The sequence below is a fragment of the Sphingomonas sp. JUb134 genome, from assembly GCF_004341505.2.
GTDB lineage: Bacteria > Pseudomonadota > Alphaproteobacteria > Sphingomonadales > Sphingomonadaceae > Sphingomonas.
Genome location: NZ_SLYP02000001.1, coordinates 1,234,138 through 1,260,880 on the forward strand (window position 1 = coordinate 1,234,138; position 26,743 = coordinate 1,260,880).

Below are 26,743 nucleotides of genomic sequence, written 5' to 3' on the forward strand. Positions count from 1 at the left end.
ACGAAGCGCGTTTCCGATCGCGTCGCGGGGCCGGGGGCGACGCACAACGACGCCGCGCGATCTGTTCGCGTCAGAAACGGCATCGGGGGCCCGGCGGGGTGGCGAAGTAACCATCGGCCTAACAACTCAACATCTTGATATTTGTTGCTTTCGCATCGCGCTTTTGTCGTTGCGCCCGTGTCCCGAACCATCGCACCAGAGGGCATGGACCTGAACTCGGCAATTCTGCGCGCGCGGGAGCACTCCCCGTTTCTTGCCCGGCTGCTCGAGCTGGAGGCGCCGCTGCTCGACGGCGCCTGGACGGACGATCCGCTCGCGCACGCACGGGTGGACGATCCGGATATGGCGGTTGCGCGGCGGCTGCGGATCGAGCGGCGGCGCGTCGCGCTGCTGGTGGCGCTGGGCGACCTTTCGGGCGCCTATGACCTGCGCCGGGTGACGGGGCTGCTCAGCGCCTTCGCCGATCATGCCCTCGACGTGGCGATCCGCGCCGCGATCGAGGAGCGGACCCCGGGCGCGCCGCCGCAGGGGTTCGTGGCGATCGCGCTCGGCAAGCAGGGCAGCCGCGAGCTCAATTACTCGTCCGATGTGGACCCGATTCTCCTGTTCGATCGCGCGACGCTGCCGCACCGCGAGCGGGAGACGCCCGACGAGGCGGCGATCAAGATCGCCCGGCGCGCGACCGAGCTGCTCCAGACGCGCGACGGCGACGGCTATGTGCTGCGCGTGGACCTGAGGCTGCGGCCTGCGCCCGAGGCATCGCCGATCGCGCTGCCCGTGGGCGCGGCGATCAGCTATTATGAATCGCAGGCGCTGCCGTGGGAGCGGGCCGCCTTCATCCGCGCGCGGGCGGCGGCGGGCGACCTGGCGCTGGGGCGGCGGTTCCTGGTCGCGATCCGCCCGTTCGTGTGGCGGCGCGCGCTGGACTATGGCGCGGTGGCGGAGATCCGGCAGATCTCCGGACGCATCCGCGATCATTATGCGCAAGGCCAGGCGTTCGGCCCCGGCTATGACCTGAAGCGCGGGCGTGGCGGCATCCGGGAGGCGGAGTTCTTCGCCCAGGTGCACCAGCTGATCCACGGCGGTCGTGACCGCAGCCTGCGCGCGCCGGCCACCCTTGATGCTCTCGCCGTGCTCGCCCGTGCGGGCTGGATCGACCCCGAACAGGCCGCCACGCTGGCGGAGGGCTACACACTGTTCCGCACGATCGAGCACCGGTTGCAGATGGTCGACGATCGCCAGACGCACAGCCTGCCGACCTCCCCAGAGGCGCTGGACAATGTCGCGCGGCTGCACGGGCTGGCGGACGGCGGCGCCCTGCTCGACCTGCTGCGCCCGAAGGTGGAGGGCGTGGCGGCGGTGTACGACACGCTGGGCGCGACCGATCGGCCCGCGGTGCCGGGCGATCCGCAGCTGCTGGAGACGCGGCTGAGCGAGCTAGGCTTCGACCCGGCCGACCAGGCGGCGCGCCGCATCGCCGACTGGCGCAGCGGCCGCTATCCCGCGCTTCGCAGCCCGGCCGCGCGCACCGCGCTGGAGGCGGCGCTGCCGGAGATGCTGAGCAGCCTGGCGAGCGCGAGCGATCCCTATCAGGCGCTGATCCGGCTAGACGGCATGCTCGGGCGCCTGCCGAGCGCGATCAACTTGTTCCGCCTGCTGGAGGCGCAGCCGGCGCTCGCCAAGCTGCTGAGTGCGATCCTTTGCCATGCGCCGACCCTGGCGGAGGCGCTCGCGCGGCGGGCGACGCTGCTCGACGGGCTGATCGATGCGAGCGCGCTGGAGCCGGTGGGAGAGGTGGCCGAACTCGCGACCGAGATGGTCCCGCGCGAGGCGGGCGCGTCCTATGAGGCGGTGCTCGACCACGCCCGCGCGATCGTGGGCGAGAAGCGCTTTGCGCTCGGCGCGCAGATCATCGCCGGCACCAGCGACCCGATGACGGTGGCGGCCGGCTATGCGCGGGTGGCCGAGGCGGCGATCGAGACGCTGGTCGCCGCCACCGTCGCCGAGTTCGCGGCCCAGCACGGGCGGGTGCCGGACAGCGAACTGGTGATCGTTGCGCTCGGCCGGCTGGGCGGGGGGCTGCTCACCCACGCCTCCGACCTCGACGTCGTCTACCTCTTCACCGGCGACTATCGCGCGGAGTCGGACGGGCCCAAGCCGTTGGGGGCGGTGCTCTACTACAACCGGCTGGCGCAGCGGGTGACGGCGGCGCTGTCGGTGCCGACCGCCTCCGGCCCGCTCTACGAGATCGACACGCGGCTGCGGCCGTCGGGGGCGCAGGGGCCGCTGGTGGTTTCGCTGGAGGGCTTTGCCCGCTACCAGCGCGAGAGCGCCTGGACCTGGGAGCACATGGCGCTGACGCGGGCGCGGCCGGTGTTCGGCTCCGCAGGGGCGCGCGAACAGGTGGCCGGCATCATCCGCGCGGTGCTGGAAGGCGACCGGCCGGAGCGCGACATCGTCGCCGAAGCGCGGGAGATGCGGGCGGAGATGGCGCGGCACAAGCCGGGCGGCGGGCCGCTCGACGTGAAGCTCGCGCCCGGCGGGCTGGTCGACCTGGAGTTCGCCGTGCACGTCGTCCAGCTGGTCCACCGCACCGGCTTCCATGCCGACCTGCCGGGCGCGATCGCGGCATTGGAGGCGGCCGGGCTGCTGCCCGACGGGCTGGTGGAGGCGCATGCGTTGCTGACGCGCGCGCTGGTCACCTTCCGCCTCGTCGCGCCCGATGCCCAGCTGCCGCCGCCGGCGTCGCGGGCGCTGGTCGCGCGGGCGCTCAGCCAGGCCGATTGGGACAGCACGGTTGCCTCGCTCGATGCGGCACGGCAACGGGTTGCCGCTGCCTGGGCGGCAGTGAGCAACGGGAAGGATGCGGAATGAACGAGGGCGATGCCATTCCGGCGGTGACGCTGACGGCGAGCGACGGGACCGCCATCGATCTTTCGTCGGTGCGGCCGCTCGTGGTCTATTTCTATCCCAAGGCGGACACGACCGGCTGCACGCGCGAGGCGATCGACTTCAGCGACCTCCAGCCGCAGTTCCGCGCCGCAGGGGTCGAGGTGATCGGCGTGTCCAAGGACGCCCCTGCCAAGCTCGAGCGGTTCGTCGCCAAGCACGGGCTGGCGGTGCGGCTGGCGAGCGACGAGGGTGCGGCGTGCGAGGCGTTCGGCGTCTGGGGCGAGAAGAAGCTCTATGGCCGCAGCTACATGGGGATCGAGCGCGCGACCTTCCTGTTCGATGGCGAGGGGCGGCTGGTGCAGGCGTGGCGCAAGGTGAAGGTGCCCGGCCATGCCGAGGCGGTGCTGGCCGCTGCCCGCGCGATGAAGGCGGCCGGATGACGAGCATCGCCCAGGCCTGCCGCGCGGTGCTGGAGACCGCCGATCCGCGCACCAAGGTGAAGCGGGCGCGGGCGGCGGCACGGGCGTGGCGGCGCGGCGATCTGGAATTCGCGTTCGACGTCGCCATGCCGGAGCGGCCGGGCCGGCCCGAGCGGCCGGAGCTGCTGCCGCCTAACCGCATGCCCAAGCGCGGCAAGGGCGGGTCGGAGCGCGGGCGGCTGGCGCTGCTGCACGCCCTCGCACACATCGAGTTCGTGGCGATCGACCTGGCGTTCGACGCCGCCGGGCGCTTCGGGGCGGAGTTCCCGCGGGGCTTCACCGACGACTGGATTGGCGTGGGCGCGGACGAGGCGATGCACTTCGCCGTGCTCGAACGGCGGCTCCGGCAGCTCGGCAGCCACTATGGCGCGCTGCCGGCGCACGACGGGCTGTGGGACGCCGCGATCGAGACCGCGCACGATGCGCTGGCGCGCCTGGCGGTGGTGCCGATGGTGCTGGAAGCGCGTGGCCTGGACGTCACCCCGGCCACCGTGGAGCGGGCGCGGGCGGGCGGCGACGAGGCGACGGCGCGCATCCTCCACCGCATCTACACCGATGAAATCCGGCATGTTTCGGCCGGCACCCGATGGTTCCAACATCGTTGTAAAATCGAACGGATCATTCCCGCGCCGCATTGGCAGGCGCTGGTGCGGCGGCACTTCCGCGGGGCCGTTAAGCCACCGTTCAACGATTCAGCGCGCGCGTGTGCCGGTCTGACGCGGGATTATTATGAGCCGCTTGCAGAAAGCTGACGCGTCGGGCCAATCAAGGCTCGTCAAAGCGCGGAGGGGCTGCAGCTGAGACATCGATGAAGGGCGAACGGCCTGAAACCGTTCGCGAAACTTGGATCGCCGGACTCAGTATGACCATCAGCAACGTCGTCTCAGCCAACGCCGCGATTGCTAAGCGGTTCCGTCGTTTCTTCACTTTCCGCGATTTCATTCTGCACGATGGCCGCTCCGGCCGCCGGGTCCGCATCGCTGCCCGCACCCAGGCGCTTGCCGCGACCGCCGCTGCGCTGACCATCGGCTTCTCGGGCTATGGCGTCGCCAACGCCGCGGTGGACACCGCAGCGGCAGCCGGCCTCACCCCGCAGGCCGAACAGGCCGCCACCGTCGCCCAGATGCGGCAGCGGGTCCGCGCGATGGAGGCCAATGTCGCCGAGCTGCGCCAGGTCGCCGCTGCCCATGCCGCCCGCATCGACCAGCGCCAGGCGATGATCGCCGCAGTGCTGACCGGCGAGGGCGATCCGGCAGCACTCGCCGACGCCGCGCTCGCCCCCCTGCCGCAGGGCAGCAAGGCGGTCGCGAACGTGACCGCGCCGCTCCAGCGCGCCGAGCAGCGCCAGGCAGAGCTTGCCGCCAAGGCGCAGGAAGTCACCGCCGAGCGCTATGCCGAGACCGCCAAGCAGCTCCGCAAGCTGGGCCTGCGCCCCGAGAAGCTTGCCATGGGCGGCCCCTATGAGCCGGTGAGCACGACCGAGGCCGCCGCCGTGACCGCAGCGTCGAACGAGGCCGATGCCCAGTTCCGCAACCTGTTCATGACCTGGAAGAAGCTCGACACGCTCGAGCAGGCGGCGATCGCGATCCCGTCGCTCCAGCCGGTCGACAACATCAAGCTGTCGAGCAACTTCGGCGTCCGCTCGGACCCGTTCCGCGGCACCGCCGCGATGCACGCCGGCATCGACCTTCCGGGGCCGATCGGCACGCCGGTCTATGCCACCGCCGACGGCATCGTCGGCCGCGCGCAGCGCGCCGGCGGCTACGGCAACCTGGTCGAGCTGAACCACGGCAAGGGCATCCAGACCCGCTATGGCCACCTGTCGAAGATCCTGGTCGGCCCGAACAGCCGCGTGCGCCGCGGCCAGCTGATCGGCCTGATGGGCTCGACCGGCCGCTCGACCGGCAGCCACCTTCACTACGAAGTGCGCATCAACGGCGCCGCCGTGAACCCGATCCCCTATCTGCAGGCAGGCGACCAGCTGCTGGCGGCGCAGGATCGCGCGGCGCGCAACCGCCAGCAGGCCGTCGGCGGCCCGGCGAACTGATCGACGATTTCACGAGACGGAGAGGAGAGGGGCCACGGCGACCATGGTTGCCGATGGCCCCCGTACCTCTTATCTCCGGCCCATGGCCACCATCCCTGTTTCCGAAGTCGGCCTGACGCCATCCGCCGCGGCCCGTGTCGCCGCGATCGCCGCGCGTCAGGGCAAGCCCGCCATCCTGCGCCTGTCCGTCGAGGGCGGGGGCTGTTCCGGCTTCCAGTACCGCTTCGGTCTGGCCGATGGTCCGGAGGGCGATGACAGCGTCACCGAGACCGACGGCGTCCGGCTGGTCGTCGATTCGATGAGCCTGGATTTGGTACGCGGCGCGCAGGTGGACTTCGTGGAGTCGCTGGGCGGCGCCGCGTTCAAGGTCGAGAACCCCAATGCCGCGTCGGGCTGCGGCTGCGGCACCAGCTTCTCGATCTGACGCCCAAGCGTGCGCATCGTCACCTACAACGTCAACGGCATCAAGGCGCGCCTGCCGCGCCTGCTGGAGTATCTCGCCGAGCAGACGCCCGACGTCGTCTGCCTGCAGGAGCTCAAGTCGAGCGACGAGACCTTCCCGGAGGCAGAGATCCGCGCGGCGGGCTATGGCGCCGTCTGGCATGGGCAGAAGGGGTTCAACGGCGTCGCGGTGCTCGCCAGGGGCGCCGACCCGATCGAGCGGCAGCGCGGCCTTGCCGGCGAGCCGGAGGACGAGCACAGCCGCTATCTGGAGACCGAGGTCGACGGGGTGGTGATCGCGTCGATCTACCTGCCCAACGGCAATCCGGTGCCCGGCCCCAAGTTCGACTATAAGCTGCGCTGGATCGAGCGCCTGTCCGATCGCGCGCGCGCGCTGCTGGCCGAGGAACGGCCGGTGGTGCTGGCGGGCGACTACAACGTCATCCCCAACGACGACGACGTCTATTCGGTGCGGGCGATGGCGAGCGACGCGCTGATGCAGCCGGAATCGCGCCAGGGCTATCGCGCGCTGGTGGCGCAGGGCTGGACCGACGCGCTGCGCACCCGCTTCCCCAAGGGCGGCGTGTGGACCTTCTGGGACTATCAGGCCGGCGCCTGGCAGCGCGACGCGGGCTTTCGAATCGACCACCTGCTGCTGAGCCCGATCGCGGCCGACCGGATGCAGGACGCCGGCGTCGACAAGGACTATCGCGGCCGCGAGAAGGCGAGCGACCACGCGCCGACCTGGGTGCGCCTGCGTTGAGGCGGATCGCCGGGGCCGCACTCGCGGCCGCGCTGCTGGTGCCCGTGGCTGCCCAGGCGCGGGACTATTGCCCGACGCGCCCGGGCCTGGGCGAAAACCCGTGCGTAGTCGAGAAGGGCACCCTCTCGGTCGAGACGGCGCTGGCCGACTGGGAGCATGATCGCAGCGCCGAGGAGCGCACCGACACGCTGCTCGTCGCCGACACGCTGCTACGTTTCGGCGTCAGCGACCGCGCCGAACTGCAGCTGGAATGGCAGCCCTATGGCCGCGACGTGACCCGCGACCGGGTGCTTGGCGAAACGGAGCGCAAGGACCGCGTCGGGGATGTCACGCTCGGCGCGCGCGTGAACCTCGCCAATCCGGACGGCTCCGGCTTTTCCTGGGCGGTGCAGCCGTCGGTGACGCTTCCGGTCGGTCGCCAGCCGATCGGTGGCGGCGACTGGGGCGCGAGCCTGATCGTGCCCGTCGCCTATGCGCTCGGCGACACGCTCACGCTGGAGCTGACGCCGGAGGTGGCGGCCGAGGTCGACGAGGACGGCCGCGGCCGGCACTTGGCCTATGGCAACGTCCTCGGCCTGGAACTGGAGCTCACCGACGCGCTCTCCACCACGCTGGAAGGCGAGGTGCGGCGCGACGACGATCCGGTCGAACCCGCCACCATTGTCCGCGGCGCGCTCGCGCTGGCGTGGATGGCGAACGACGACACGCAGCTCGATGTCGGCACCGCCTTCGGCCTCAACCACGACACGCCGGACCTGCGCCTCTACGCCGGGATCGCCCGCCGCTTCTGACGCCTGCCGGCGCCGTCCGCCAGCGTGACCAGGTCGACGGCTGAGCGGGGATGGAGCGGACGTCGAGCATCCGCCGCCCTTGTCCTAGTGCACTGCGGCTTTCGAGAAGACGTTCATCACGACCACGCCACAGATGATGAGGCCCATGCCGACCATTGCAGGCGCGTCGAGCTTCTGCCCCTGGAACACTGCGGCGACGGTGGCGATCAAGACGATCCCCACCCCGGACCAGATCGCATAGGCGATGCCGGTCGGGATCGTCTTGAGCGTCTGTGAAAGGCAGAAGAAGGCAACTGCGTAGGCCACGGCCGTGATCAGGCTGGGCGCGAGCTTGGTGAAGCCCTGGGACTGCTTCATGAATGTGGTGCCGATCACCTCGGAGAGGATCGCGATGGCGAGAAAGACGTAGTTCAGGGGACGCTCCGTGCGCTGGATCAGCGGGCGGGCTTGTTTGAGCGCAGCGCCGCTGACCGGGTCAGGTCGACGCCGTGGCAGGGAAGAACCCGCGATGCGGGCGCAGGGGCTACCAGCCTGCTGCTCTATTTCCGGCAAGCCGTCCCTACACCGCCTTCGCCCGAGCGTCACGTCCGCAGCGAGCCCTTTGGAGTGGAGCGCTGCTGCGGGGTCCGCTCGATCGCAGAGGGTCTCTCCGCCGCAGCGATCGATCCAGTCGGGGGAGGGCTCGGACTCCGCTCGCCGGCCAGGGGCGATCCACACAGCACCGGACGGCCTGGACGCCGAACGAAAAGCGGCTTGACCCGCGCCCCGGACCGCTGCGATGCCGCCCTCGTTACGCGAATGGGGGGCAATCGCAGTGCACGTTCATATTCCGAAGATGCCGCATTCGGTGCGCGAATTCCTGGCGGAAATCAGCACCATCACCGTCGGCATCCTGATCGCGCTGAGCCTGGAGGCGGGGGTGGAAGCCTTGCACCATCAGGAACTGGTGGAGCAGGCCCGTGCGAACCTTCGTCGGGAGCTCGAGGACAACCGCAACGGCCTGGAAAAGGCGCTGGCGACCGAACGCAGCGCCGTGGCCGGCCTGAACCGCATGTCGGCGTATCTTCAGTCTGAATCCGCTGGTGAAAAGGCGGCTGGCGAAAACATCGCCATCAACATCGATTTCACCGAGATGCGTACTGCAGCCTGGGAAAGCACGGTCGCTACGCAAGCTCTGGCCCACATGCCCTACGACGAAGCGCAGGCCTTGGCGCTGGCCTATTCCGCCAGCCGCACCTTCAACGGGCTCCAGCAAGAAGCGCGCAAGCCCTATGTCGAGATGGCGGCCACCATGGCTGACGATCCGACCTCGATGAGCAAGGAGCAGGTGGCCGAGACGCAACGCGCGATCCGCCTCAACCGGATGTACGCGACCACCACCGTTCAGACGGGGGAGGACCTGCTGAAGGTCTACGACCGTGCTCTAGAAAAGCTGGACTGATGCCCAGGCGCGGCGGCTTGCACCCGCTTGCCGCCCGCGGTGCCTTGAGTCCTGAGGCTATCTCGTGAGCGTCCGCAACGGAGCGTCCCCAAGGGTCTACGACCTAGTCGAGCATGCCGGCGATGGTGCGCACCGTGCGCAGGTTGCGGGTCGTCCAGATGCCGGCGCCCGGGCCCAGTCCCATCTTCGAGCGGCCGGCGCCGTCGCCGAAGTAGAGCCACAGCGCGTCCCCGCGAAGCTCGACCCGCTCCCGCGCCGCGGCACGGCTGCGCAGCGCGGCGGCATCGGCGAGTGTCGCCGCTTGCTTGCCGATGCAGAGCATCACCAGGTTCGGCTCCCCTTCGCCTTCGGCCGCGAAAGGATGGTCGACCAGATACGCCCGCCATTCGGTCGCCGACCGCGCGATCACGTCCACCGCAAAGCCGAAGCGCCGTTCGAGCGCCTGTTCGAGAACCGCCTCCGCCCCGCGAGCAGGCACGTCGCTTGCGAACACCAGGTTGCCGCTTGCCACATGGGTGCGGGCGTCCCGGAAGCCGATTTCCTGCGCCACCATCCGCAACTCGGCCATCGGCACCCGGCGATGGCCGCCGACGTTGATCCCCCGCAAGAGCGCGATGTGACTGGGCATGGCGACCTGCTGTTGTTGCCGCCAACGCCTATCACAGGGCCGAGGGAGCGCCACTGTCCGACCAAGTAGGGACAATGGAAACGTTCCCTTGGAAACCGCGCCACCTGTCGGTGAAATCCACCATGGTTCGGCGGCGAAAGACGCCAGGGCCGGAGGCCGGTCGAGCTAAGTCTTTGAAAACCCATGGCGCCGCTGTTTGGCACGCATGATGCACTACCCTGTTTGTCAGCCAAGTGGCTGCCTAGTCAGGGAGAAAGATCATGACCATCCGTGTTGTTGCCGCCGCCGCTGCCCTCGTCCTGGGCGTTGCCACCGTCGCAGCCCCGGCCATGGCCGAGCCCCGCACCGTGCCGGCTCCCGCCACCACCACCACCGAGAGCGTCGACACCGCGAGCACGCCGTCGGGCACCAAGGCGAAGCGCGAGACCCGCTACTGCGCCGAGACGGAAGTCACCGGTTCGCGGCTGCCGCGCCGCCAGTGCCAGACCCGCGAAGACTGGCTGCGCGACGGCGTCGATCCGCTCGACTATCTGCCGCGCTAAGAAAGACGGTGCGCCGGGGGCAGGGCCCGCCCCCGGCACCGCCGACCAGCGCTACAGCGTGCGCTGATAGACCTGATAGACGCGATTGATGCGGCTCTGGATCGCATCGGCGATCGCGATCATCCCTTGGTTGTCGTCCAGGATCCAGCCGATCTCGCCGCGCGAAGCGCCATAATGGGCAACGGCATCGCGGCGGATATATTCGATCATCATGAAGGCCAGCTGGCTCGCCATCCGCGACGACTGCAGCCGCTTCACCACCCCCATCAGCGGAACGCGCATCGTCCGTACCTTGGGCCGGCGCAGCCACAGCAGCAGCTTGGCCCAGCCGAACGGGAGGAGCGAGCCGTTCAGCGGCTTGATCGCCTCGTTCATGTCCGGAAGCGTGATCATGAACGCCACCGGCTGCCCGTCCAGCTCCGCGATGCGGATCAGGTCCTCGAACACGATCGGCTTCAGCTTCTTGCCGACGTCGTCGATCTCGGGCTGGGTGAGCGGCACGAACCCCCAGTTGTCGGACCAGGCATCGTTGAGGATGCCCAGGATCACGGCCGCTTCCTCGTCGAACCGCGACTTGTCGACCTTGCGGATGCGGATGCGGTCGTTCTTCTCGCCCGACTGGATGATGCGGTTGACGATCGGCGGAAACGACTGGGTGATGTCCAGCTCATAGGTGACGAGCTGCTTGGCGGGCTGGTAGCCGGCGGCTTCCACCCAGGCCTGATACTCGGCCCGGTGGTGGCCCATCAGCACGGTCGGGTCCTGGTCGTGGCCCTTCACCAAGAGGCCCGGTTCTTCCCAGACCGACAGGCTCACGGGGCCGACGGCGCGCGTCATGCCCTTGCCGCGCAGCCATGCCTCGGCCGCGGCGATCAGGGTAGCGGCGGTCGCGGCATCCTCCGCCTCGAACATGCCCCAGAAGCCGGTGCCGGGACCAAAACCCTGTTCGGCTGGCATGGTGAGGGCGAGCGTGTCGAGGTGGGCGGAGATGCGCCCCACCACCTTGCCGTCGCGCTCGGCCAGCATCAGCTGCACCTCGGCGTGGCTGAACCAGCCGTTCTTCTTGGGATCGATCTGCCCGGCCACTTCGCTCTTGAGCGGTGGGACCCAGTGCGGATCGTTCGCATAGAGACGGAAGGGCAGGTCGATGAATGCCTTGCGGTCCGCCTTCGACTGGACGGGACGGATCGTCGGTTGGGTGGCCACGCATGCCTCCGGAAGAATGGAATGCGCCGCGTGTAGCGTCGCGGGACCCGGAAGGCGAGGGGAGGGATCGAGCGGGCACGTCACAGTGATTGATTCAAGTCATCAAGCCGGCACAGTCCGGTGCCTACACATGCCACGCTGTCGCCACTATCTCAGCGCTATGGAACAGGTCATGGAACCCACGCTTGCCCTTTCGCGGGAAGCCGCCGGATCGGCGGACGCCCGCGTCGTTCAGCCCAGGCCGCGCATCCTCGACGACAAGACGATGCTGCGCACGGCGGCCGAGCTGACGCGCGACCTCAACACGCCGAACCGCGCCTTCTACTGGGGCGACCTGATCGGTTCGGCGGTGCTGGGCTATGGCGCGCTGGTGGTGGCGGTGCTCGCCTCCTCGACGCTGGTTACGGTGCTGGCGGCGGTGGTGTCGGTGCTCGCGCTGTACCGCGCGCTGCTGTTCATCCACGAAGTCAGCCACATGAAGCATTCGGCGCTGCCGGGCTTCCGCCTCGGCTGGAACCTGATCGCCGGCATCCCGATGCTGGTGCCGTCCTTCATGTATGAGGGCGTGCACAACCTGCACCATGCCAAGACGCGCTATGGCACCGCGGACGATCCCGAATACCTGCCGCTCGCGCTGATGAAGCCGTGGACGCTGCCGGTGTTCATCCTGGTGTCGCTGCTCGCGCCGATCGGCCTCCTGATCCGCTTCGCGATCCTGTCGCCGCTGTCGTGGCTCTCGCCCAAGCTGCGCGACCTGGTGATCGCGCGCTATTCCTCGCTGTCCATCAACCCCGCCTTCCGCCGCCGCATCCCGGCCGGCGAGCAGCGGGTGCTGTTCGACCGCCTCGATGCCGCGGCGAGCGTGTGGGCGATCGCGCTGGTGGCGCTGGTCGCGACCGGCGTGATCCCGATGCGCGGCTTCCTGATCGGCCTGGGTATCGGTTCGGCGGTGGCGCTGCTCAACCAGGTCCGCACGCTGGTCGCGCACCTGTGGGAGAATGAGGGCGAGCAGATGACGGTGACCGCCCAGTATCTGGACTCGGTGAACGTGCCGCCGCCGTCGCTGTTGCCGGGCCTGTGGGCGCCGGTGGGTCTGCGCTACCACGCGCTCCACCACCTGCTGCCGAGCCTGCCCTATCACTCGCTGGGCGAGGCACACCGCCGGCTGAGCGCTGTGCTGGAAGAGGGTTCGCCGTATCACAAGGCGAGCTACCGCAGTGCGCTGGGACTGATGCACCGGATCGGTCGGAGCACGATGGTCCGGCGCTGAGGGCGAGCGAGAATGAAGAGGGCGGTCCAAGGGGCCGCCCTTTTCGTATGGGCTAGCTCCAGCGCGGCCTTCTGTTCCTCCCCTCCCTGGAAGGGAGGGGCTGGGGGTGGGTACCGCCGAGGCACTCGGCGGTCTTCTCCAGAATGTGCCGAACGGCGCCGTCCGTATTGGCGAGCACCTCCGCATTCCACAGCCGCAGGACGCGCCAGCCCTGCGCTTCCAGGTACGCTGTCCGGCGCGCATCCGCCTCCACGGCGTCGAGATGCTGGCTGCCATCCAGCTCCACCGCCAGCCGAGCCTGACGGCAGGCGAGATCGACGATGAACGGTGCGATGATCAACTGTCGGGTGAACGCCGGGCGATAGCGGGCGATGCGGTGCCAGATCGCAAGCTCCGCCTCTGTCGGGTTGTTGCGCAGGTCGCGGGCTCGGGCGGTTAGGGTTGGATCGACGCGGCGGAGCATGGGGCCAGCGTAGAGCGGCTTCGCTTCGCTCGCCAACCCACCCCCGGCCCCTCCCTTCCAGGGAGGGGAGAAGATGAGCTTCAGCGACGCAACAACTCCCCTCCCTGGAAGGGAGGGGCAGGGGGTGGGTACCGCCGAGGCACTCGGCGGTCGTGCCCTCCGGGGGAGGATTGAGCCGCTATTCCTCCGTCCGGATCAGCACCAGTTCGCCGATCAGCAGGAACAGCAGGAAGGGCGCCCAAGCGGCGAGGAACGGCGGGTAGGCGCCGAGATTGCCCATCGCGAGCGCGAAATTGTCGGCGACGAAATAGGCGAAGCCGAGTGCCATGCCGATCACCGCGCGCACGAACAGCCGGCCCGAACGCGCCACGCCGAAGCCGGCGACCGCGCCCAGCAGTGGCATCAGCACGGACGACAAGGGGCTCGACAGCTTGTGCCACAGCGCGCCGTCGAGCGCCTTGGTCGGGCGGCCGGCGGCCTCGAGATCGGCGATCGCGTCGCGCAGCGCGCGGAAGGAGAGGCTGTCCGGGTCCACCGAGGCGAGCGTGAACTGGTCCGGCCGTACGCCCGAGGCGGCGTGCAGCGTGCCGAGCTGCTCCATCTTGCCGGTGGCGACGGTGAAGCGGGTTGCGCCGTCCACGCGCCACTCGCGCCCGTTGAACCGGCCCTGCTTGGCGGTCAGGATCGACAGCAGCCGGCCGCCCTGGCGTTCATAGACGGTGATGCCGCGCAGCACGGCGGCATTGCCGCGCCCCTGGATGCGATCGACGCGGATCAGGTTGGCGCCGTCGCGTACCCACACGTTGCCGCGCTCGCCGCTGTCGACCGGCAGGGGGCCGTAGTCGACCTTCTCCCACTGAGTGAGCGTGGCCGTCGCGCGCGAGACGATGCGGTCGTTGAACAGGAAGGAGATGGCCGCCACGCCGAGGCTCGCGACCAGCAGCGGGGCGAGCACCTGGTGCGCCGACAGCCCCGACGCCTTCATCGAGATGACTTCGCTGTTCTGGTTGAGCTGCATCAGCGTCAGGATCGTGCCGAGCAGCACCGAGAAGGGCAGGAAGCGCGCGATGATCTGCGGCATGCGCATCGAGACGTAGTGCCAGACCTGCGCATCGGTGTTGCCGGGATAGGCCAGGATCTTGGCGCTTTCGCTCAGCAGGTCGAGCGCCTGGAGCACCAGCACCAGGGCGGCGAGGATGCCGAAGGTGCGCACCAGGAACAGCCGCACCATGTAGAGCGCGATCGTCTTGGACGGGAAGGGGGAGTTGGCCTTCATGCCCTTTTCTCCCGCCGGCGGCGGCCGGGCAGGAAGCGCACCAATGCCTTCAGCCCCTTGTCGAACACGCGTTCCAGGGCGCCGATCGGCTGGCCGCCCGGCACATGGGCGATCGTATAGTACATCCAGAACACCAGCCCGGCGAAGATCAGGAACGGCCCCCACAGCGCGATCGCCGGATCGACGCGGCCGAGCGATCCGAAGGCTTCGGCATATTCGTTCACCTTGTGATAGGTGACGATCATCACGATCGACAGGAACACGCCCAGTGCCGAGGTCGAACGCTTGGGCGGGACCCCCAGCGCCAGCGCCAGCATCGGCAGCAGGAACATGGTCGCCACCTCCACCAGGCGGAAGTGGAAGTTCGCCCGCGCGCTGGCGCGCGTCTCCGGCGTCTCGCCCTGGTCGCGGCCGATGATCGCGAGCTCCGGCAGCGTGCGTTCGAGATCGCGGCCGCCGCGGGCGCGGAAATTGCCGAACTTGGGCAGGTCGATCGGCAGGTCGTGCGAGCTGAAGCTCAGGACCCGCGGCGTGCGAAAGCCCGGCTGGTCGTGCAGCAGCGTGCCGTTGGTCAGGCGGAAGATGATGGTGTTGGGGTCGTCGGTGCCGAGGAACTGGCCGCGCTCGGCGGTCGCCGCCAGCCAGCCGCCGTTCGGCCGCGCCACCCGCACGAAGATGCCGCGCAGCTCGGCGCCGCCCTCATGGCTTTCCTCTATGCGCAGAGTCATGCGGTTGCCGAGGTTGGTGAACTCGCCGATCTTGATCGACGCGCCGAGCGCGCCCGAGCGCAGTTCGAACCGCAGCCCCTCGTAATTGTAGCGCGCCCAGGGCTGGACGAAGCCCACGATGGTCAGGTTCAGCAACGCCAGCGCGATCGCGTAGAAGTACGGCGTGCGCAGCAGCCGGCCGTAGCTCATGCCGACGCCGCGCAGCACGTCGAGCTCCGACGTGGTCGCGAGTTTCCGGAAGGCGAGCAGCACGCCGAGCATCAGCCCGATCGGGATGCCAAGGCCGAGATATTCGGGCAGCAGGTTGGCGAGCATTCGCCACACGACGCTCACCGGCCCGCCTTCGGATGCCACGAAGTCGAACAGCCGCAGCATGCGGTCGAGCACCAGCAGCATCGCCGCGATGATCAGCGTCGAGAACAGCGGCACCGCGATGAGCCGCGCCATGTAGCGATCGATCGACTTCATGCGGGGGGCGATGTGCTTTCGAGGGCGGTTGCAGGAATCCCGCAGCTATAGCGGAGGGGCGGGCCTGTGCCAGCCCCTCGATCGGTGTTGGTCCTGCGCAGTCCACCACCCGTCATGCGGACGAAGATGCGCGTTCGAGTGACGCGAAGGAGAAGCTGTACCCCGGCGAAGGCCGGGGTACAGGTGCGAAGGTCTTGGCGAGGGAGCGCAACGCAACACGCGCCTTCCCAACTGGGCCCCGGCCTTCGCCGGGGTACAGGAAAGGCGGGTGGAGTGCCTTACGCGAGAACGCCGACCGCCTTGCCGGCCGCCTGGAACATGCCCAGCACCTTCTGGATCTGCTCGGGCGTGTGCTCGGCGCACAGCGAGCAGCGCAGCAGATAGGTGCCGGCCGGGGTGGCGGGCGGGCGGGCCATGTTGACGTAGAGGCCGCCCTCCAGCAGCGCCTGCCACATCGCCACTGCCTGGGTCTGGTCCTCCAGGATCACCGCGAGGATCGCGGAATCGGGCGTCTCGGTGCCGAGGCGGAAGCCCATGTCCTTGAGGCCGGCGTGCAGCGTCCGCGCGCTTTCCCACAGGCGGGCGCGCTTTTCATGGGCGTGCTGCAGCTTGCGGATCGAGACGGCGGCCGTTGCGACCACGCTCGGCGGCAGCGAGGCGGTGAAGATGTACGGGCGACAGGCAAGCCGGATCGCCTCGAACTTCGGGTGGTTCGACACGCAGAAGCCGCCGACGGTGCCGACCGACTTGGAGAAGGTGCCGACGATGAAGTCGACGTCGCCCTCGCAGCCCTGCGCCTCGTACACGCCGCGGCCGTTGGGGCCGTAGAAGCCCATCGAATGCGCTTCGTCCGACAGCACCATCGCGCCATGCTTCTTGGCGACGGCGACCATCTCTTTCAGCGGCGCGACGTCGCCGAGCATCGAGTAGACGCCCTCCAGCACCACCAGCTTGCCGGCGTCCTTGGGCAGGCGGCCGAGCCGCTTGTCGAGATCGGCGATGTCGTTGTGGCGGAAGCGGACGACCTCGGCATAGCCCTGCTTGCAGCCGTCGTAGATCGAGGCGTGGCTGTCGGCGTCGAGGATAACGTAGTCGCCCTTGCCGGCCAGCGTCGAGATCATGCCGAGATTGGCCATGTAGCCGGTCGAGAATACGATCGCGCCCGACACGCCGTAGAAGTCGCGCAGCGCCTGCTCGACTTCCATATGGTCGCGGAAGGTGCCGTTGAGCATGCGGCTGCCGTTGGTGCCCGATCCGAACTGGTCGAGCGCATCCTTGCCGGCCTGGATCACGTCCGGGTCGAACGTCATGCCCATGTAGTTGTAGGTGCCGAGCAGGATCGTGTCGCGGCCGGCGATTACTGCCTCGGTCGGCGACTTCACCTGCTCCATGACGATCGCGAACGGATCGGTCACGCCCGTGTCGATCAGCGCCTGGCGTTCGGCGATCAGCGCGTCGAACTTGCTCATCAGGTCACGCTCCGGCGCGGCGGCCGGCGGATCGACGGGGAGCTGGTGCTGGGTGGCGGCGGCTTCGGTCATCTGTGTTTTCCCGGGAACACCATCGGGCGGTTCCGGCGCGCGCCGGTTCGCCCGAACGGCGTTAGTCCTGCTTGAGCTTGGCGACGGCGTCGGTGAGCTGGCCGACGGTCTCGATCTCCGCCTGCATGTTCATGGTGATGAGGATGTCGAACTCGTCCTCGACGGCCGCCACGAAGTCCATCACGGTCAGGCTGTCCCATTCGAGGTCGCCCGCGAAGGTGGTGGTCTCGCTCAGCGGCACGCCCTTCTTGTTGAACGGCTCGATCAGGCGGGAGACGGTGTCGAAGATGGCGGCGCGATCGCTCACAGGGCGTCCTTTGCAGAAGAGGCGGTTCCTGGGCTGCGTGGCGCAGAAATCCGGCACGATTTTGGCGCTCTATAGCAGCCGGTTGGCGCGATACCATGCCGCGGTGGCGGCGAGACCGTCGGCGGTCGCGATCCGCGGGCGCCACAGCGCTTCGGGCGGCTGCGCATCGGGCGACGAAGTCCAGTCGGGATGCGACATATAGGCGGCGCGGTCCGGGGTGAGCTTCGCCTTGTCCCCGCGCGCCAGCCGGTCGAGCCGCGCGCCCAGCCGCAGCACGCCGGCGGGAAGCGACAGGGGCAGCACGCGGCGACCGACGGCTGTGCCGATCGCGCGGGCAAAGCCGGTGTGCGTCCAGGCGCCGGGCGTGCCGTCGTCCGGTTCGTAGACCTTGCGGCCGGTGTCCTGCCCGGCCAGCGCCAGCAGCAGCCGGGCGAGGTCGTCGACATGGATCAGCGACAGCCTCCCGGCCGGCGGCATCGGCAGCACGCCGAAGCGCGCGGCGCGGAACAGCTCCAGCATCTCCAGGTCGCCGGGGCCGTAGACGGCGGGCGGGCGCACCATCGTCCAGGCGAGCGGGGAGGCGCGTACCGCGTCCTCGGCCCCTGCCTTGGAGCGGCCGTATTGCGAAAGGCCCGGCTCGCGCGCGGCGAGCGAGGAGACGTGGACGAAGCGCCGCACGCCAGCAGCTTCGGCCGCGGCGAGCGCCGCCTGGGTGCCGCCGATGTTGCCGCGGGTGAAGCCCTCCGGCGTCGGTGCGTTCACCACCCCGGCGATGTGGATCACCGCATCGGCGCCGCGCACCAGATCGGCAAGCGCGTCGGGCGTATCGAGCGCGCCCTGGACCCAGGTGACACCCGCCTGCGCTGGCTGCGGTCGGCGGGTAAGGGCGCGCACGCTGTGTCCCGCCTCCAGCGCGAGCGCGAGGGTGCGGCGGCCGACGAAGCCGGTGGCGCCGGTGATCGCGAGGATGCTCATGCGACCACCATATGGTTGCGGTGGACCAGCGCGGCGCGCGGTGCGTGGCCGAGGATCGCGTCGAGTTCGTCGCTGCGGCGGCCGACGATACGGGCTGCTTCGTCCGCGTCATATTCGCTGAGGCCTCGTGCGACCGGCTGCCCAGCCTCATCCAGGATCATGACCAGGTCGCCGCGCGCGAACCGCCCTTCGACGCGGGTGGCGCCGGCCGGCAAGAGGCTGCGCCCGTCCTGGAGCGCGCGCGCCGCACCGGCGTCGATGTGGATGGTCCCGCACGCGACGAGGCGTCCTTGCAGCCATGCCTTGCGCGCGGGCTGGGCGGGGCGGGCGACGAACACGGTGCCGCGGCCGGTGTCCGCGAAGCGCGAGAGGGGGCGATCGACGCGGCCCGAGGCGATGGCGAGGTGCGCGCCGACGGCGGTCGCGATCCTGGCCGCTTGCACCTTGGACACCATGCCGCCCGATCCCATGCCGGAGGCGGAGCGGCTGTCGGCCATCGCCTCCACCGCCGCGTCGATGTGCTCGACGCGTTCGATGAAGCGCGCGTCCGGATCATGGGTGGGGTTGCGGTCGTAGAGCCCATCGATGTCGGAAAGTAGCACCACCCCGTCGGCTCCCGCCGCCTGACCGACGCGGGCGGCGAGCCGGTCGTTGTCGCCGAAGCGGATCTCTTCCGTGGCGACACTGTCGTTCTCGTTCACCACCGGCACGACGCCCAGCGTCAGCAGCCGGCCGAGCGTCGCGGCGACGTTCAGGTAGCGGCGGCGCTGCTCCAGGTCGTCCAGAGTCACCAGCAGCTGCGCGGCGGTGAGGCCCCGGTCGGCGAGCAGCTCGGCCCATGCGCCCGACAGCGCGATCTGCCCGGTGGCGGCGGCAGCCTGCGCATCCTCCAGGCTGGCGCGGCCGCCCTTGGGCAGCCCCAGCCGCCGGGCGCCGAGCGCGATCGCCCCGGAGGAGACGACGATCACCTGCTGGCCCGCGGCGTGACGCTCGGCGATGTCCGCGGCCAGGCCGCCTAACCAGTCGCGCCGGACCGCGCCGCCGGCGTCGACCAGCAGCGCGGAGCCGACCTTGACCACCAGGCGCGGGCAGGCGGCGGGGGCGAACAGCGACATGGGATCAGGCGCGCGTCAGATCGGCGACCATTCGATCGGGTCCTCGCCGTCGTCGCTGTCGTCGACCTGCGGGTTCTCCGGGTCCATCAGCTCGATCAGCTGGTCGAGCACCCAGTCGACGCCGACGCCGCTGGCACCCGACATCGGGATCACCGGCGCGCCGCTCGCCTCTTCCAGCTCAGCCGAAAGGGCGGCGATCAGTTCGTCGTCGAGCGTGTCGATCTTGTTGAGGACGACGATCACGCGCTTGTCGGTCAGGCCCGCGCCGTAATTCTCGAGCTCGTCGCGCACGATGCGATAGCTTTCGGCCACGTCGGCGTCGTTGGCGTCGACCAGGTGCAGCAGCACGCGGCAGCGCTCGATATGCCCCAGGAAGCGGTCGCCGATGCCCGCGCCTTCCGCCGCACCCTCGATCAGGCCGGGGATGTCGGCGATGACGAACTCGCGCATCTTGTGGCTGACCACGCCCAGCTGCGGGCGGGTGGTGGTGAAGGCATAGGCGCCGACCTTCGCCTGGGCATTGGTGACGGCGTTGATGAAGGTCGACTTGCCCGCATTGGGCAGGCCCACCAGGCCTACGTCGGCGAGCAGCTTCAGGCGCAGCCACACCCACGCCTCGGCACCCGGCCAGCCGGTGCCGTGCTGGCGCGGCGCGCGATTGGTCGAGGTCTTGTAGCTGGCGTTGCCGCGGCCACCGTCGCCGCCGCGCAGGAACACCTCGCGCTGGCCGGCGCGGGTGAAATCGAGCAGCACGGTCTCCTTGTCCTCGGCGAGGACCTGAGTCCCCACCGGCACTTGGATGACCAGATCGTCGCCGCCGCCGCCGGTCTTGTTCGAGCCCGATCCGCCCTTGCCGCGCGGGGCCCGGAAATGCTGGGTGTAGCGGAAGTCGATCAGCGTGTTGAGGCCGGGGACGGCTTCGAACACGATGTCGCCGCCCTTTCCGCCGTCGCCGCCGTCAGGGCCGCCGTACTCGATGTATTTTTCGCGGCGGAAGCCCACGGCACCCGGGCCGCCCGTTCCGGAGCGGACAAAAATCTTGGCTTGGTCGAGAAAATGCATGGAAGCCGCTTTACGTGCGCGCGGGGCTTTTATCCACCGCCCTCGTGCAGGACGCCATAGGAGGACAGCAGCCGTTGCCGGGCAAGCGTGCGGGCACGGTCGCGCGGCAGGCCCAGCGCCTTCGCCATGGCGCCGCCGAGCAGCGCGTCGCCGAGCGCGATCAGCACCAGGTGCAGCGTCTCGTCCGCGAGCGGCAGGTCGCTGAGGCCGGAGTCGGTTGCGAGTTCGTCCACCAGGCGATGGATCGCATCCAGCACCGGATCGAGCAGCTGGTGGTTGCCCGACAGGATCATCCAGCTGGCGAGCGCCCCAGCGCCCTGGCGGCCGAACGCATCAAAGGTCAGCTCGACCACCTCGGTCGGATCGCCCTTGCTGCGCGCCCGCAGCGCCGCCGCGCCGATCTCGGCGGTGATGGTCGCGGCCATGCGCTCGGCCAGCGCCTCCTGCAGCCCGGCGGCCGAGCCGAAATGGTGGAGCAGGTTGGCATGGGTGCGGCCGATCCGCGCGGCGACGGCCTTTAGGGTAACGCTCTGCGGGCCGCTTTCGACCAGCAGCGCGCGGGCAGCGTCGAGCGCCGCCTCCCGCGATTCCGCCGAGGAGAGGCGGCGGCGCGTTATTGACATGAATGTAAGTAGTTCATAGCTCCAGAATGACTGGAGGAATTTCATGGCGAAGGCAAAGACTCCTGCGGACCTCACGATCACCCCGCGCGACCTGCGCTTCGGGCGCGGGCAGGCGCGGCGGCGCTGGTGGCTGAACGACGATCCCATCGGAACCGCGCTGTTCAACGCGCTGTCGGTCACCTTCCCCAAGGGCGAGGCGTTCTTCATCGAAAGCGTGCGGCGGTTCCGCGACGGCGTGTCGCCGCGGCTCGCCGACGAGATCGCCGCGTTCGTCCGGCAGGAGGCGATCCACACCCGCGAGCATGTCGCCTTCAACCGCCACGTTGCCGAGCAGGGCTATGACGTGTCGCGGCTGGAGGCGCGGGTGGACGAGGAGCTGGCGATCGCCCGCGCGCGTCCACCGATCGTCTCGCTGGCCGCGACCCTGTGCCTGGAGCATTTCACCGCCATTCTGGCGCACGCGATCCTCGCCGATCCGCGCCATCTGGAGGGCGGGGATCAGGGCGCCGCGGACCTGTGGCGCTGGCACGCGATCGAGGAGATCGAGCACAAGGGCGTCGCCTATGACGTGTGGATGCACGCCACCCGCGACTGGAGCCGCTGGCGGCGCTGGGTGGTGAAGGCGCATGCGATGCTGATCGTCACCGCCCGCTTCCTGAGCGGCCGCACCCGCGGCATCCTCGACCTCTTGGAGCAGGACGGGCTCACCGGGCCCCGCGTGAAGTGGCGGCTGTTCCGCTATGCGTTCGGACGGCCCGGCGTGGCGCGCAGCCTGGTGCGGCCGTGGATCGCGTTCTTCCTGCCGGGCTTCCACCCCTGGAACCACGACGACCGCGCGCTGATCAACAAGGCCGACAGCGAGTTCGCGGCGGCACGGCTGGCGACGGCGTAGAGGGACATCCCTTCCCCAATACCCGTTCGCCTCGAGTAGCCGTCGAGCTTGTCGAGACGGCGTATCGAGAGGTCGGTTGTTGTGGCTCTCTCGATACGGGCTCTCGACAAGCTCGATCCCTACTCGAGACAAACGGGGTGGGAGCGGGAGAAGGGCCGGAGCCACTGGCACCCCGCCCGCCGATGCGGCATGGCAGGGCCATGCGCACCATCTCGCACGATGTCGCCGTCCGGCTCTATCACCTCGACGACGAGGGGGGCGTGGCCACCACCATCCTCTACGGCACGCTGGCCGAGGCGCTGGCGCGCGCGGCGGCCGAGCCGGAGGAGGTCCAGGCCGGGCTCTATCTCCAGACCAGCAACGACGTGGTGTCGTATCTGGATTACTGCGAGGGCTGAGGCGCGCCCATGCACCTGATCGCCGAGGCCATCCTGCTGTCCGTGCGCGGGCATGGCGAGCATGGCGCGGTGGTGCGGGCGCTGACCGCGCGGGCGGGGGTTCAGCCGGGCTATGTCCGCGGCGGGCGATCGCGGGCGCTGCGACCGGTGCTCCAGCCGGCGAACCTGGTGCGCGGCGAATGGCGCGCGCGCACCGAGGAGCAGCTGGCGGCGCTGACGGTCGAGCTGGTCCACAGCCGCGCGCCGTTGTTCGCCGAGCCTCTCGCGGCCGCCGCGATCGAATGGGCGTGTGCGCTCACCGCCACCGCCCTGCCGGACGGGCTACCCTATCCGCGGCTGCACGCGGCGCTTTCGGCGGTGCTCGGCGCGGTGGAGGCGGCGCCGGCGGCGCGCGGCTGGGCGGCGGCACTCGCCCGCTATGAACTGCTGATGCTGGCGGAGCTGGGCTTCGGCCTCGACCTGGAGCGCTGCGTGGCGACCGGCGTGGACGAGGACCTCGCCTTTGTGAGCCCCAAGAGCGGCGGCGCCGTCAGCCGCGCCGCGGCTTCAGGCTATGAAACCCGGCTGCTCCCGCTGCCCGCCTTCCTGCGCGAAGGCGGCGAGGCGGATTGGCCCCAGCTGTTCGACGCGTTGCGGCTGACCGGCCATTTCCTGGAGCGCGACGTGCTGGTCGGGCGCGGGGCGGAGGCGCTGGCGGCGCGGCAACGGCTGGTCGAAAGGCTGAAAAGGGCGGTTGCGTGAGCGAGGCGGGCGGGGCAATTCGCGAAACCCAGCCGAAGGGAATGGAATGTCGCTGATCGCCTTGTTGCCCGGAGACGGGATCGGACCCGAAGTTGTCACCCAGGCCCGCCGCGTGCTCGAGGCCTTGTCGCTCGACCTGGTGTTTGAGGAAGCGCCCGTCGGGGGCGCCGCCTATCTGCAGGAGGGGCATCCGCTGCCCGCAGCCACGCTGGCGCTCGCCAAGCGCGCCGATGCAGTGCTGTTCGGCGCGGTCGGCGATCCGCGCTTCGACGCGGTCGAGCGTGCGTTCCGGCCCGAGCAGGCGATCCTGGGCCTGCGCCGCGAGCTGGGGCTGTTCGCCAACCTGCGCCCGGCCAAGCTGTTCCCGGGGCTGGAGGACGCCTCCGCGCTCAAGCCCGAGGTTGCGGGCGCGATCGACATGGTGATCGTGCGTGAACTCAACGGCGACGTCTATTTCGGCGAAAAGGGCCGGCGCACGACGCTCGAAGGTCTGCGCGAAGGTTATGACCTGATGAGCTACGACGAACGCGAGGTGGAGCGGATCGCCCGCGTCGGCTTCGAGACCGCGCGCGTGCGCAAGAAGCGGTTGTGCTCGGTCGACAAGGCCAATGTGCTTGAAACCAGCCAGCTGTGGCGCGACGTCGTCAACAGCGTCGCGACCGAATATCCCGACGTGCACCTCACCCACATGTACGTCGACAACGCCGCCATGCAGCTGGTGCGCAACCCCGGCCAGTTCGACGTGATCGTCACCGGCAATTTGTTCGGCGACATCCTGTCCGACCAGGCGAGCATGTGCGCCGGCTCGATCGGCATGCTGCCCTCGGCCGCGCTCGATACGGGCAAGAAGGGGCTGTACGAGCCGATCCACGGCTCCGCGCCCGACATCGCCGGCCAGGGCAAGGCCAATCCCTGCGCGACGATCCTATCGGCGGCGATGATGCTGCGCTACTCGCTCGACGACGAAACTTCGGCCGAGCGGATCGAGCGCGCGGTCGAGGGCGCGCTGACCGCGGGCGTGCGGACGCCCGACCTGGGCGGCACCGCCACCACTGCCGAAATGGCCGACGCGATCCTGGCCCGGCTGGCGTGAACCCGGCGCTCGCGCTCGCGGTCGTCGTCCCGGTCTTCAACGAGCGCGCCAACGTGGCGCTGCTCGTGGAGAAGCTGGCGGCGGCGCTCGCAGGCCGGGCGTGGGAGGTGATCTTCGTCGACGACGACAGCCCGGACGGCACCGCGGAGGTCGCGCGCGCGCTGGGGGCGACCGACCCCCGGGTGCGGGTGATCCAGCGCATCGGGAGGCGCGGTCTGTCGACCGCGTGCATCGAGGGGATGTGCGCCACCGCCGCCCCGGTGGTGGCGGTGATCGACGGCGACCTCCAGCATGACGAGACGCTGCTGCCGCGCATGCTCGACGCGCTGGAGGGCGACGCGGACCTCGACCTGGTGATCGGGTCGCGTTTCGTGGACGGCGGCGGCACCGGGGAGTGGGACGCCGACCGCGTCGCCAAGTCCGCCTTCGCGACCAGGCTGTCGCGCCGGCTGCTGAAGGCCGACCTGTCGGACCCGATGAGCGGTTTCTTCGCGATCCGCACGCCGCTGGTGCGGACGCTGGTGCCGTCGCTGTCGGGGATCGGCTTCAAGATCCTGCTCGACATCGTGACGGCGAGCCCGCGGCCCCTGCGCTTCGTGGAGCTGCCCTATGTGTTCCGCACGCGCGTGGCCGGCGAGAGCAAGCTCGATCATGTCGTGGCGCTCGAATATCTGATCGCGCTCTACGATCGCATGTTCGGGCGGATCGTGCCCGTGCGCTTCGTGCTGTTCTCCGCGATCGGCGCGGCGGGCGCAGCGGTGCACCTGGGGCTGCTGGCGCTGCTGCTCGAACTGGCGCCGATCGGCTTCGTCGCCGCCACCATCCTGGCCACGGTCGCGGCGATGACGTTCAACTTCTTCCTCAACAACGCGCTCACCTATCGCGACCGCCGGCTGAAGGGCGCGCGGGCGCTGCTCGACGGCTGGGTATCCTTCTGCCTGGTGTGCTCGGTGGGGGCGGTGGCCAACGTCGGCGTGGCGGCCTTCCTCTACGACGTGCGCGGCGGCGCCTGGGCGGTGCCGGCGCTGGCGGGCGTGTTGGTGGGCGCGGTGTGGAACTTCGCCCTGTCGAGCCGCTTCACCTGGGGACGCTACGGCCGCAGGGCGGCGGCGTGAGCGCACTTCGCCAGGATAGCCGTTCGTCCTGAGTAGCCATTGAGCGAAGTCGAAATGGCGTATCGAAGGATGCTTCGATACGGGACTTCGACAAGCTCAGCCCCTACTCAGCACGAACGGAACGGGCTGCCGGACCCTAGCGCCAGCTGTCGAACCACATCCACCGATTGAACGCGCCCGGTCCGTCTAACGGCGCGGCGCTCAGGATCGGCCAGAAGTGGAAAAAGGCGAACAGCGCCGCGAACAGGAAGATCTCGTCCAGGTAGCGGCGCCGGCTCTGCGGAAAGGCGTGAAAGGCCGCGGCGATCGCCACGCACAGGAAGATCCCGGACAGGTGGTAGTAATAGAAGAAGCCGAGCGACTTGGGGATCGCCGCCCAGAGCGCCAGCGACGCGACCCACAGCAGCCCCGCCCCGCCGATCGCGGCCGAGCGCCGCCGCAGCCCGGCCCATAGGCAGGCCGCCACCGCGACCAGGCCACCGTACCAGATCACCGGGTTGCCGATCAGCAGCACGCCGCGCTGCACGCCCCCGTCGGGCTCGTAGAAATACCAGATCGGGCGGATCAGCAGCGGCCAGCTCCACCAGTCGGACTGGTAGGGATGCGGCGGCAGCAGCTGCGTCTGGCGCTCGTACATATAGTGCTGGAACGGGATCAGCTCGCCGAGCGTCATCGGATCGAGCCGGTAGAAGAAGGCCGGCAGGAAGGTGGCGAAATAGGTGGCGATGCTGACCAGCCCCAGCGCCAGCACCGCCGCGAATCCGTTGACGCCAGGAAAATAGCGGTCGCGGTCGCGCCACTTGGTCCAGAGGATCAGCAGGCAGGCAAAGGCGACATAGGGCGCCGCCACCCATTTCGTGCCCACCGACAGGCCGAACAGCACCGCCGATAGCAGCAGCCGCGGCCACACGCGCCCTTGCGGGCTGCGCATCGCCCACAGCAGCGCCGCGATCGCGCAGGTCACGAACGCACCGAGGAACCCCTCCAGCATCGCGATCCGCGCCTGGATATAGACGGTCTGATTGAGCAGCACGAACACGGCGCCCAGCACCGCGATGCGGGCGCGGCCGAACAGCAGCCACAGGATCGCGAACACGCCCAGCACCGTGGCCGTGCCCGCGAGCGTCGACAGCGCCCGCCACCCGATCGGATTGTCCCCGAACAGGCGGATGCCGAGGCCGATCAGCTCCTTTGCAACCAGCGGATGCTCGGTATTGGCAGGCTCCGCGAGCGCCCACAGGGTTCGCGCGGCCGGGACATAATGGACCTCGTCGAAGGTCAGCACCGACGGGGCGCCCAGCCGATAGCAGAACAGCAGCTGCGCGGCCGCGCCGATCAGCAGGGCCAGGGTCCACGGGCGATCGCGCAAGCGGGAGAGCATGGCCGTGCTGATAGGTCGGAAGCGCGAGCGGGGATAGGGGCGGGGTGCGGCGCGGCATACCCCCG

The 26,743-nt window shown here is 69.6% G+C and carries 28 protein-coding genes; 15 read left to right on the top strand and 13 right to left on the bottom strand.

The features are described 5' to 3' along the window. Positions 1–204: 204 nt before the first annotated feature. From EDF69_RS05760 to EDF69_RS05790, 7 genes are all read left to right on the top strand, one after another. Entirely contained in the window at positions 205–2,874 is a 2,670-nt protein-coding gene (locus EDF69_RS05760) for a bifunctional [glutamine synthetase] adenylyltransferase/[glutamine synthetase]-adenylyl-L-tyrosine phosphorylase (RefSeq protein WP_132882586.1), read from the top strand. After that, complete coding sequence (locus EDF69_RS05765) at positions 2,871–3,332, top strand: peroxiredoxin (RefSeq protein ID WP_132882585.1); 462 nt, start codon at positions 2,871–2,873, stop codon at positions 3,330–3,332. The genes EDF69_RS05760 and EDF69_RS05765 overlap by 4 nt, the downstream gene beginning before the upstream one ends. After that, a complete protein-coding gene (locus EDF69_RS05770; RefSeq protein WP_132882584.1) occupies positions 3,329–4,123 on the top strand; it encodes a ferritin-like domain-containing protein in 795 nt (264 codons plus the stop codon). Before EDF69_RS05765 ends, EDF69_RS05770 begins: the two co-directional genes overlap by 4 nt. A 110-nt stretch (positions 4,124–4,233) precedes the next feature. After that, positions 4,234–5,418 (top strand): peptidoglycan DD-metalloendopeptidase family protein, encoded by a 1,185-nt coding sequence (locus EDF69_RS05775; RefSeq protein ID WP_132882583.1) that lies wholly within the window; start codon positions 4,234–4,236, stop codon positions 5,416–5,418. 82 nt (positions 5,419–5,500) lie between these two features. Next, a complete protein-coding gene (gene erpA / locus EDF69_RS05780; RefSeq protein WP_129341889.1) occupies positions 5,501–5,842 on the top strand; it encodes an iron-sulfur cluster insertion protein ErpA in 342 nt (113 codons plus the stop codon). Positions 5,843–5,851: 9 nt separating this feature from the next. Then, complete coding sequence (gene xth, locus EDF69_RS05785; RefSeq protein WP_132882582.1) at positions 5,852–6,622, top strand: exodeoxyribonuclease III; 771 nt, start codon at positions 5,852–5,854, stop codon at positions 6,620–6,622. Then, on the top strand, positions 6,619–7,413 hold the full coding sequence (locus EDF69_RS05790; protein ID WP_132882581.1) for a transporter: 795 nt from the start codon (positions 6,619–6,621) through the stop codon (positions 7,411–7,413). Before xth ends, EDF69_RS05790 begins: the two co-directional genes overlap by 4 nt. Positions 7,414–7,497: 84 nt before the next feature. Here the strand turns inward: EDF69_RS05790 and EDF69_RS05795 are convergent, their stop codons facing one another. Beyond that, positions 7,498–7,827 carry an SMR family transporter gene (locus tag EDF69_RS05795; RefSeq protein ID WP_132882661.1) on the bottom strand — a complete coding sequence of 110 codons (330 nt, stop codon included), beginning with the start codon at positions 7,825–7,827 and terminating at the stop codon, positions 7,498–7,500. 400 nt (positions 7,828–8,227) lie between these two features. Here EDF69_RS05795 and EDF69_RS05800 point away from each other — a divergent pair, with 400 nt between their 5' ends. Further along, on the top strand, positions 8,228–8,854 hold the full coding sequence (locus tag EDF69_RS05800; protein WP_132882580.1) for a hypothetical protein: 627 nt from the start codon (positions 8,228–8,230) through the stop codon (positions 8,852–8,854). Between the two features lie 103 nt (positions 8,855–8,957). On the opposite strand, the gene EDF69_RS05805 is transcribed toward EDF69_RS05800, so the two are convergent. Next, positions 8,958–9,482 (bottom strand): DUF1697 domain-containing protein, encoded by a 525-nt coding sequence (locus tag EDF69_RS05805; protein WP_132882579.1) that lies wholly within the window; start codon positions 9,480–9,482, stop codon positions 8,958–8,960. Between the two features lie 260 nt (positions 9,483–9,742). On the opposite strand from EDF69_RS05805, the gene EDF69_RS05810 reads away from it, so the two are divergent. Next, positions 9,743–10,024 (top strand): hypothetical protein, encoded by a 282-nt coding sequence (locus EDF69_RS05810; protein WP_132882578.1) that lies wholly within the window; start codon positions 9,743–9,745, stop codon positions 10,022–10,024. 51 nt (positions 10,025–10,075) lie between these two features. Here the strand turns inward: EDF69_RS05810 and EDF69_RS05815 are convergent, their stop codons facing one another. Next, complete coding sequence (locus tag EDF69_RS05815) at positions 10,076–11,230, bottom strand: N-acetyltransferase (RefSeq protein ID WP_132882577.1); 1,155 nt, start codon at positions 11,228–11,230, stop codon at positions 10,076–10,078. Positions 11,231–11,402: 172 nt separating this feature from the next. Between EDF69_RS05815 and EDF69_RS05820 the strand changes: the two genes are divergently transcribed. Next, positions 11,403–12,500: a fatty acid desaturase family protein gene (locus EDF69_RS05820; RefSeq protein WP_132882576.1), complete on the top strand. Its 1,098-nt coding sequence runs from the start codon at positions 11,403–11,405 to the stop codon at positions 12,498–12,500. 52 nt (positions 12,501–12,552) lie between these two features. Here EDF69_RS05820 and EDF69_RS05825 read toward each other — a convergent pair whose 3' ends face one another. From EDF69_RS05825 to EDF69_RS05865, 9 genes are all read right to left on the bottom strand, one after another. Beyond that, complete coding sequence (locus EDF69_RS05825; RefSeq protein WP_132882575.1) at positions 12,553–12,963, bottom strand: endonuclease domain-containing protein; 411 nt, start codon at positions 12,961–12,963, stop codon at positions 12,553–12,555. A 178-nt stretch (positions 12,964–13,141) separates the two neighbouring features. After that, on the bottom strand, positions 13,142–14,239 hold the full coding sequence (gene lptG / locus EDF69_RS05830; RefSeq protein WP_164521168.1) for an LPS export ABC transporter permease LptG: 1,098 nt from the start codon (positions 14,237–14,239) through the stop codon (positions 13,142–13,144). Further along, the gene (gene lptF / locus EDF69_RS05835; protein ID WP_204991321.1) at positions 14,236–15,435 is read right to left on the bottom strand and encodes an LPS export ABC transporter permease LptF; all 1,200 of its coding nucleotides are present in this window, start codon (positions 15,433–15,435) and stop codon (positions 14,236–14,238) included. Before lptF ends, lptG begins: the two co-directional genes overlap by 4 nt. Positions 15,436–15,713: 278 nt before the next feature. Next, positions 15,714–16,976, bottom strand: coding sequence for a serine palmitoyltransferase (gene spt / locus EDF69_RS05840; protein ID WP_132882574.1), 1,263 nt, complete (start codon positions 16,974–16,976; stop codon positions 15,714–15,716). Positions 16,977–17,037: 61 nt separating this feature from the next. Next, complete coding sequence (locus EDF69_RS05845; RefSeq protein ID WP_132882573.1) at positions 17,038–17,283, bottom strand: phosphopantetheine-binding protein; 246 nt, start codon at positions 17,281–17,283, stop codon at positions 17,038–17,040. Positions 17,284–17,352: 69 nt separating this feature from the next. Further along, entirely contained in the window at positions 17,353–18,258 is a 906-nt protein-coding gene (locus tag EDF69_RS05850) for an SDR family oxidoreductase (protein ID WP_132882572.1), read from the bottom strand. Next, complete coding sequence (gene proB / locus EDF69_RS05855; RefSeq protein ID WP_132882571.1) at positions 18,255–19,373, bottom strand: glutamate 5-kinase; 1,119 nt, start codon at positions 19,371–19,373, stop codon at positions 18,255–18,257. Before proB ends, EDF69_RS05850 begins: the two co-directional genes overlap by 4 nt. Before the next feature lie 15 nt (positions 19,374–19,388). Continuing rightward, on the bottom strand, positions 19,389–20,435 hold the full coding sequence (gene obgE / locus EDF69_RS05860) for a GTPase ObgE (RefSeq protein ID WP_132882570.1): 1,047 nt from the start codon (positions 20,433–20,435) through the stop codon (positions 19,389–19,391). Positions 20,436–20,464: 29 nt separating this feature from the next. After that, on the bottom strand, positions 20,465–21,058 hold the full coding sequence (locus EDF69_RS05865; RefSeq protein WP_132882569.1) for a TetR/AcrR family transcriptional regulator: 594 nt from the start codon (positions 21,056–21,058) through the stop codon (positions 20,465–20,467). 43 nt (positions 21,059–21,101) lie between these two features. On the opposite strand from EDF69_RS05865, the gene EDF69_RS05870 reads away from it, so the two are divergent. From EDF69_RS05870 to EDF69_RS05890, 5 genes are all read left to right on the top strand, one after another. Beyond that, entirely contained in the window at positions 21,102–21,950 is an 849-nt protein-coding gene (locus EDF69_RS05870; RefSeq protein ID WP_132882568.1) for a metal-dependent hydrolase, read from the top strand. A 182-nt stretch (positions 21,951–22,132) separates the two neighbouring features. Then, positions 22,133–22,348 (top strand): hypothetical protein, encoded by a 216-nt coding sequence (locus tag EDF69_RS05875; RefSeq protein WP_239555325.1) that lies wholly within the window; start codon positions 22,133–22,135, stop codon positions 22,346–22,348. A gap of 9 nt (positions 22,349–22,357) precedes the next feature. Then, positions 22,358–23,089 carry a DNA repair protein RecO gene (gene recO, locus EDF69_RS05880; RefSeq protein ID WP_132882567.1) on the top strand — a complete coding sequence of 244 codons (732 nt, stop codon included), beginning with the start codon at positions 22,358–22,360 and terminating at the stop codon, positions 23,087–23,089. 46 nt (positions 23,090–23,135) lie between these two features. Continuing rightward, complete coding sequence (gene leuB / locus EDF69_RS05885) at positions 23,136–24,182, top strand: 3-isopropylmalate dehydrogenase (RefSeq protein ID WP_132882566.1); 1,047 nt, start codon at positions 23,136–23,138, stop codon at positions 24,180–24,182. Beyond that, positions 24,179–25,297 (top strand): glycosyltransferase, encoded by a 1,119-nt coding sequence (locus tag EDF69_RS05890; protein WP_132882565.1) that lies wholly within the window; start codon positions 24,179–24,181, stop codon positions 25,295–25,297. The genes leuB and EDF69_RS05890 overlap by 4 nt, the downstream gene beginning before the upstream one ends. Before the next feature lie 136 nt (positions 25,298–25,433). Here the strand turns inward: EDF69_RS05890 and EDF69_RS05895 are convergent, their stop codons facing one another. Further along, on the bottom strand, positions 25,434–26,678 hold the full coding sequence (locus EDF69_RS05895) for a phospholipid carrier-dependent glycosyltransferase (protein WP_132882564.1): 1,245 nt from the start codon (positions 26,676–26,678) through the stop codon (positions 25,434–25,436). Positions 26,679–26,743: the final 65 nt, after the last annotated feature.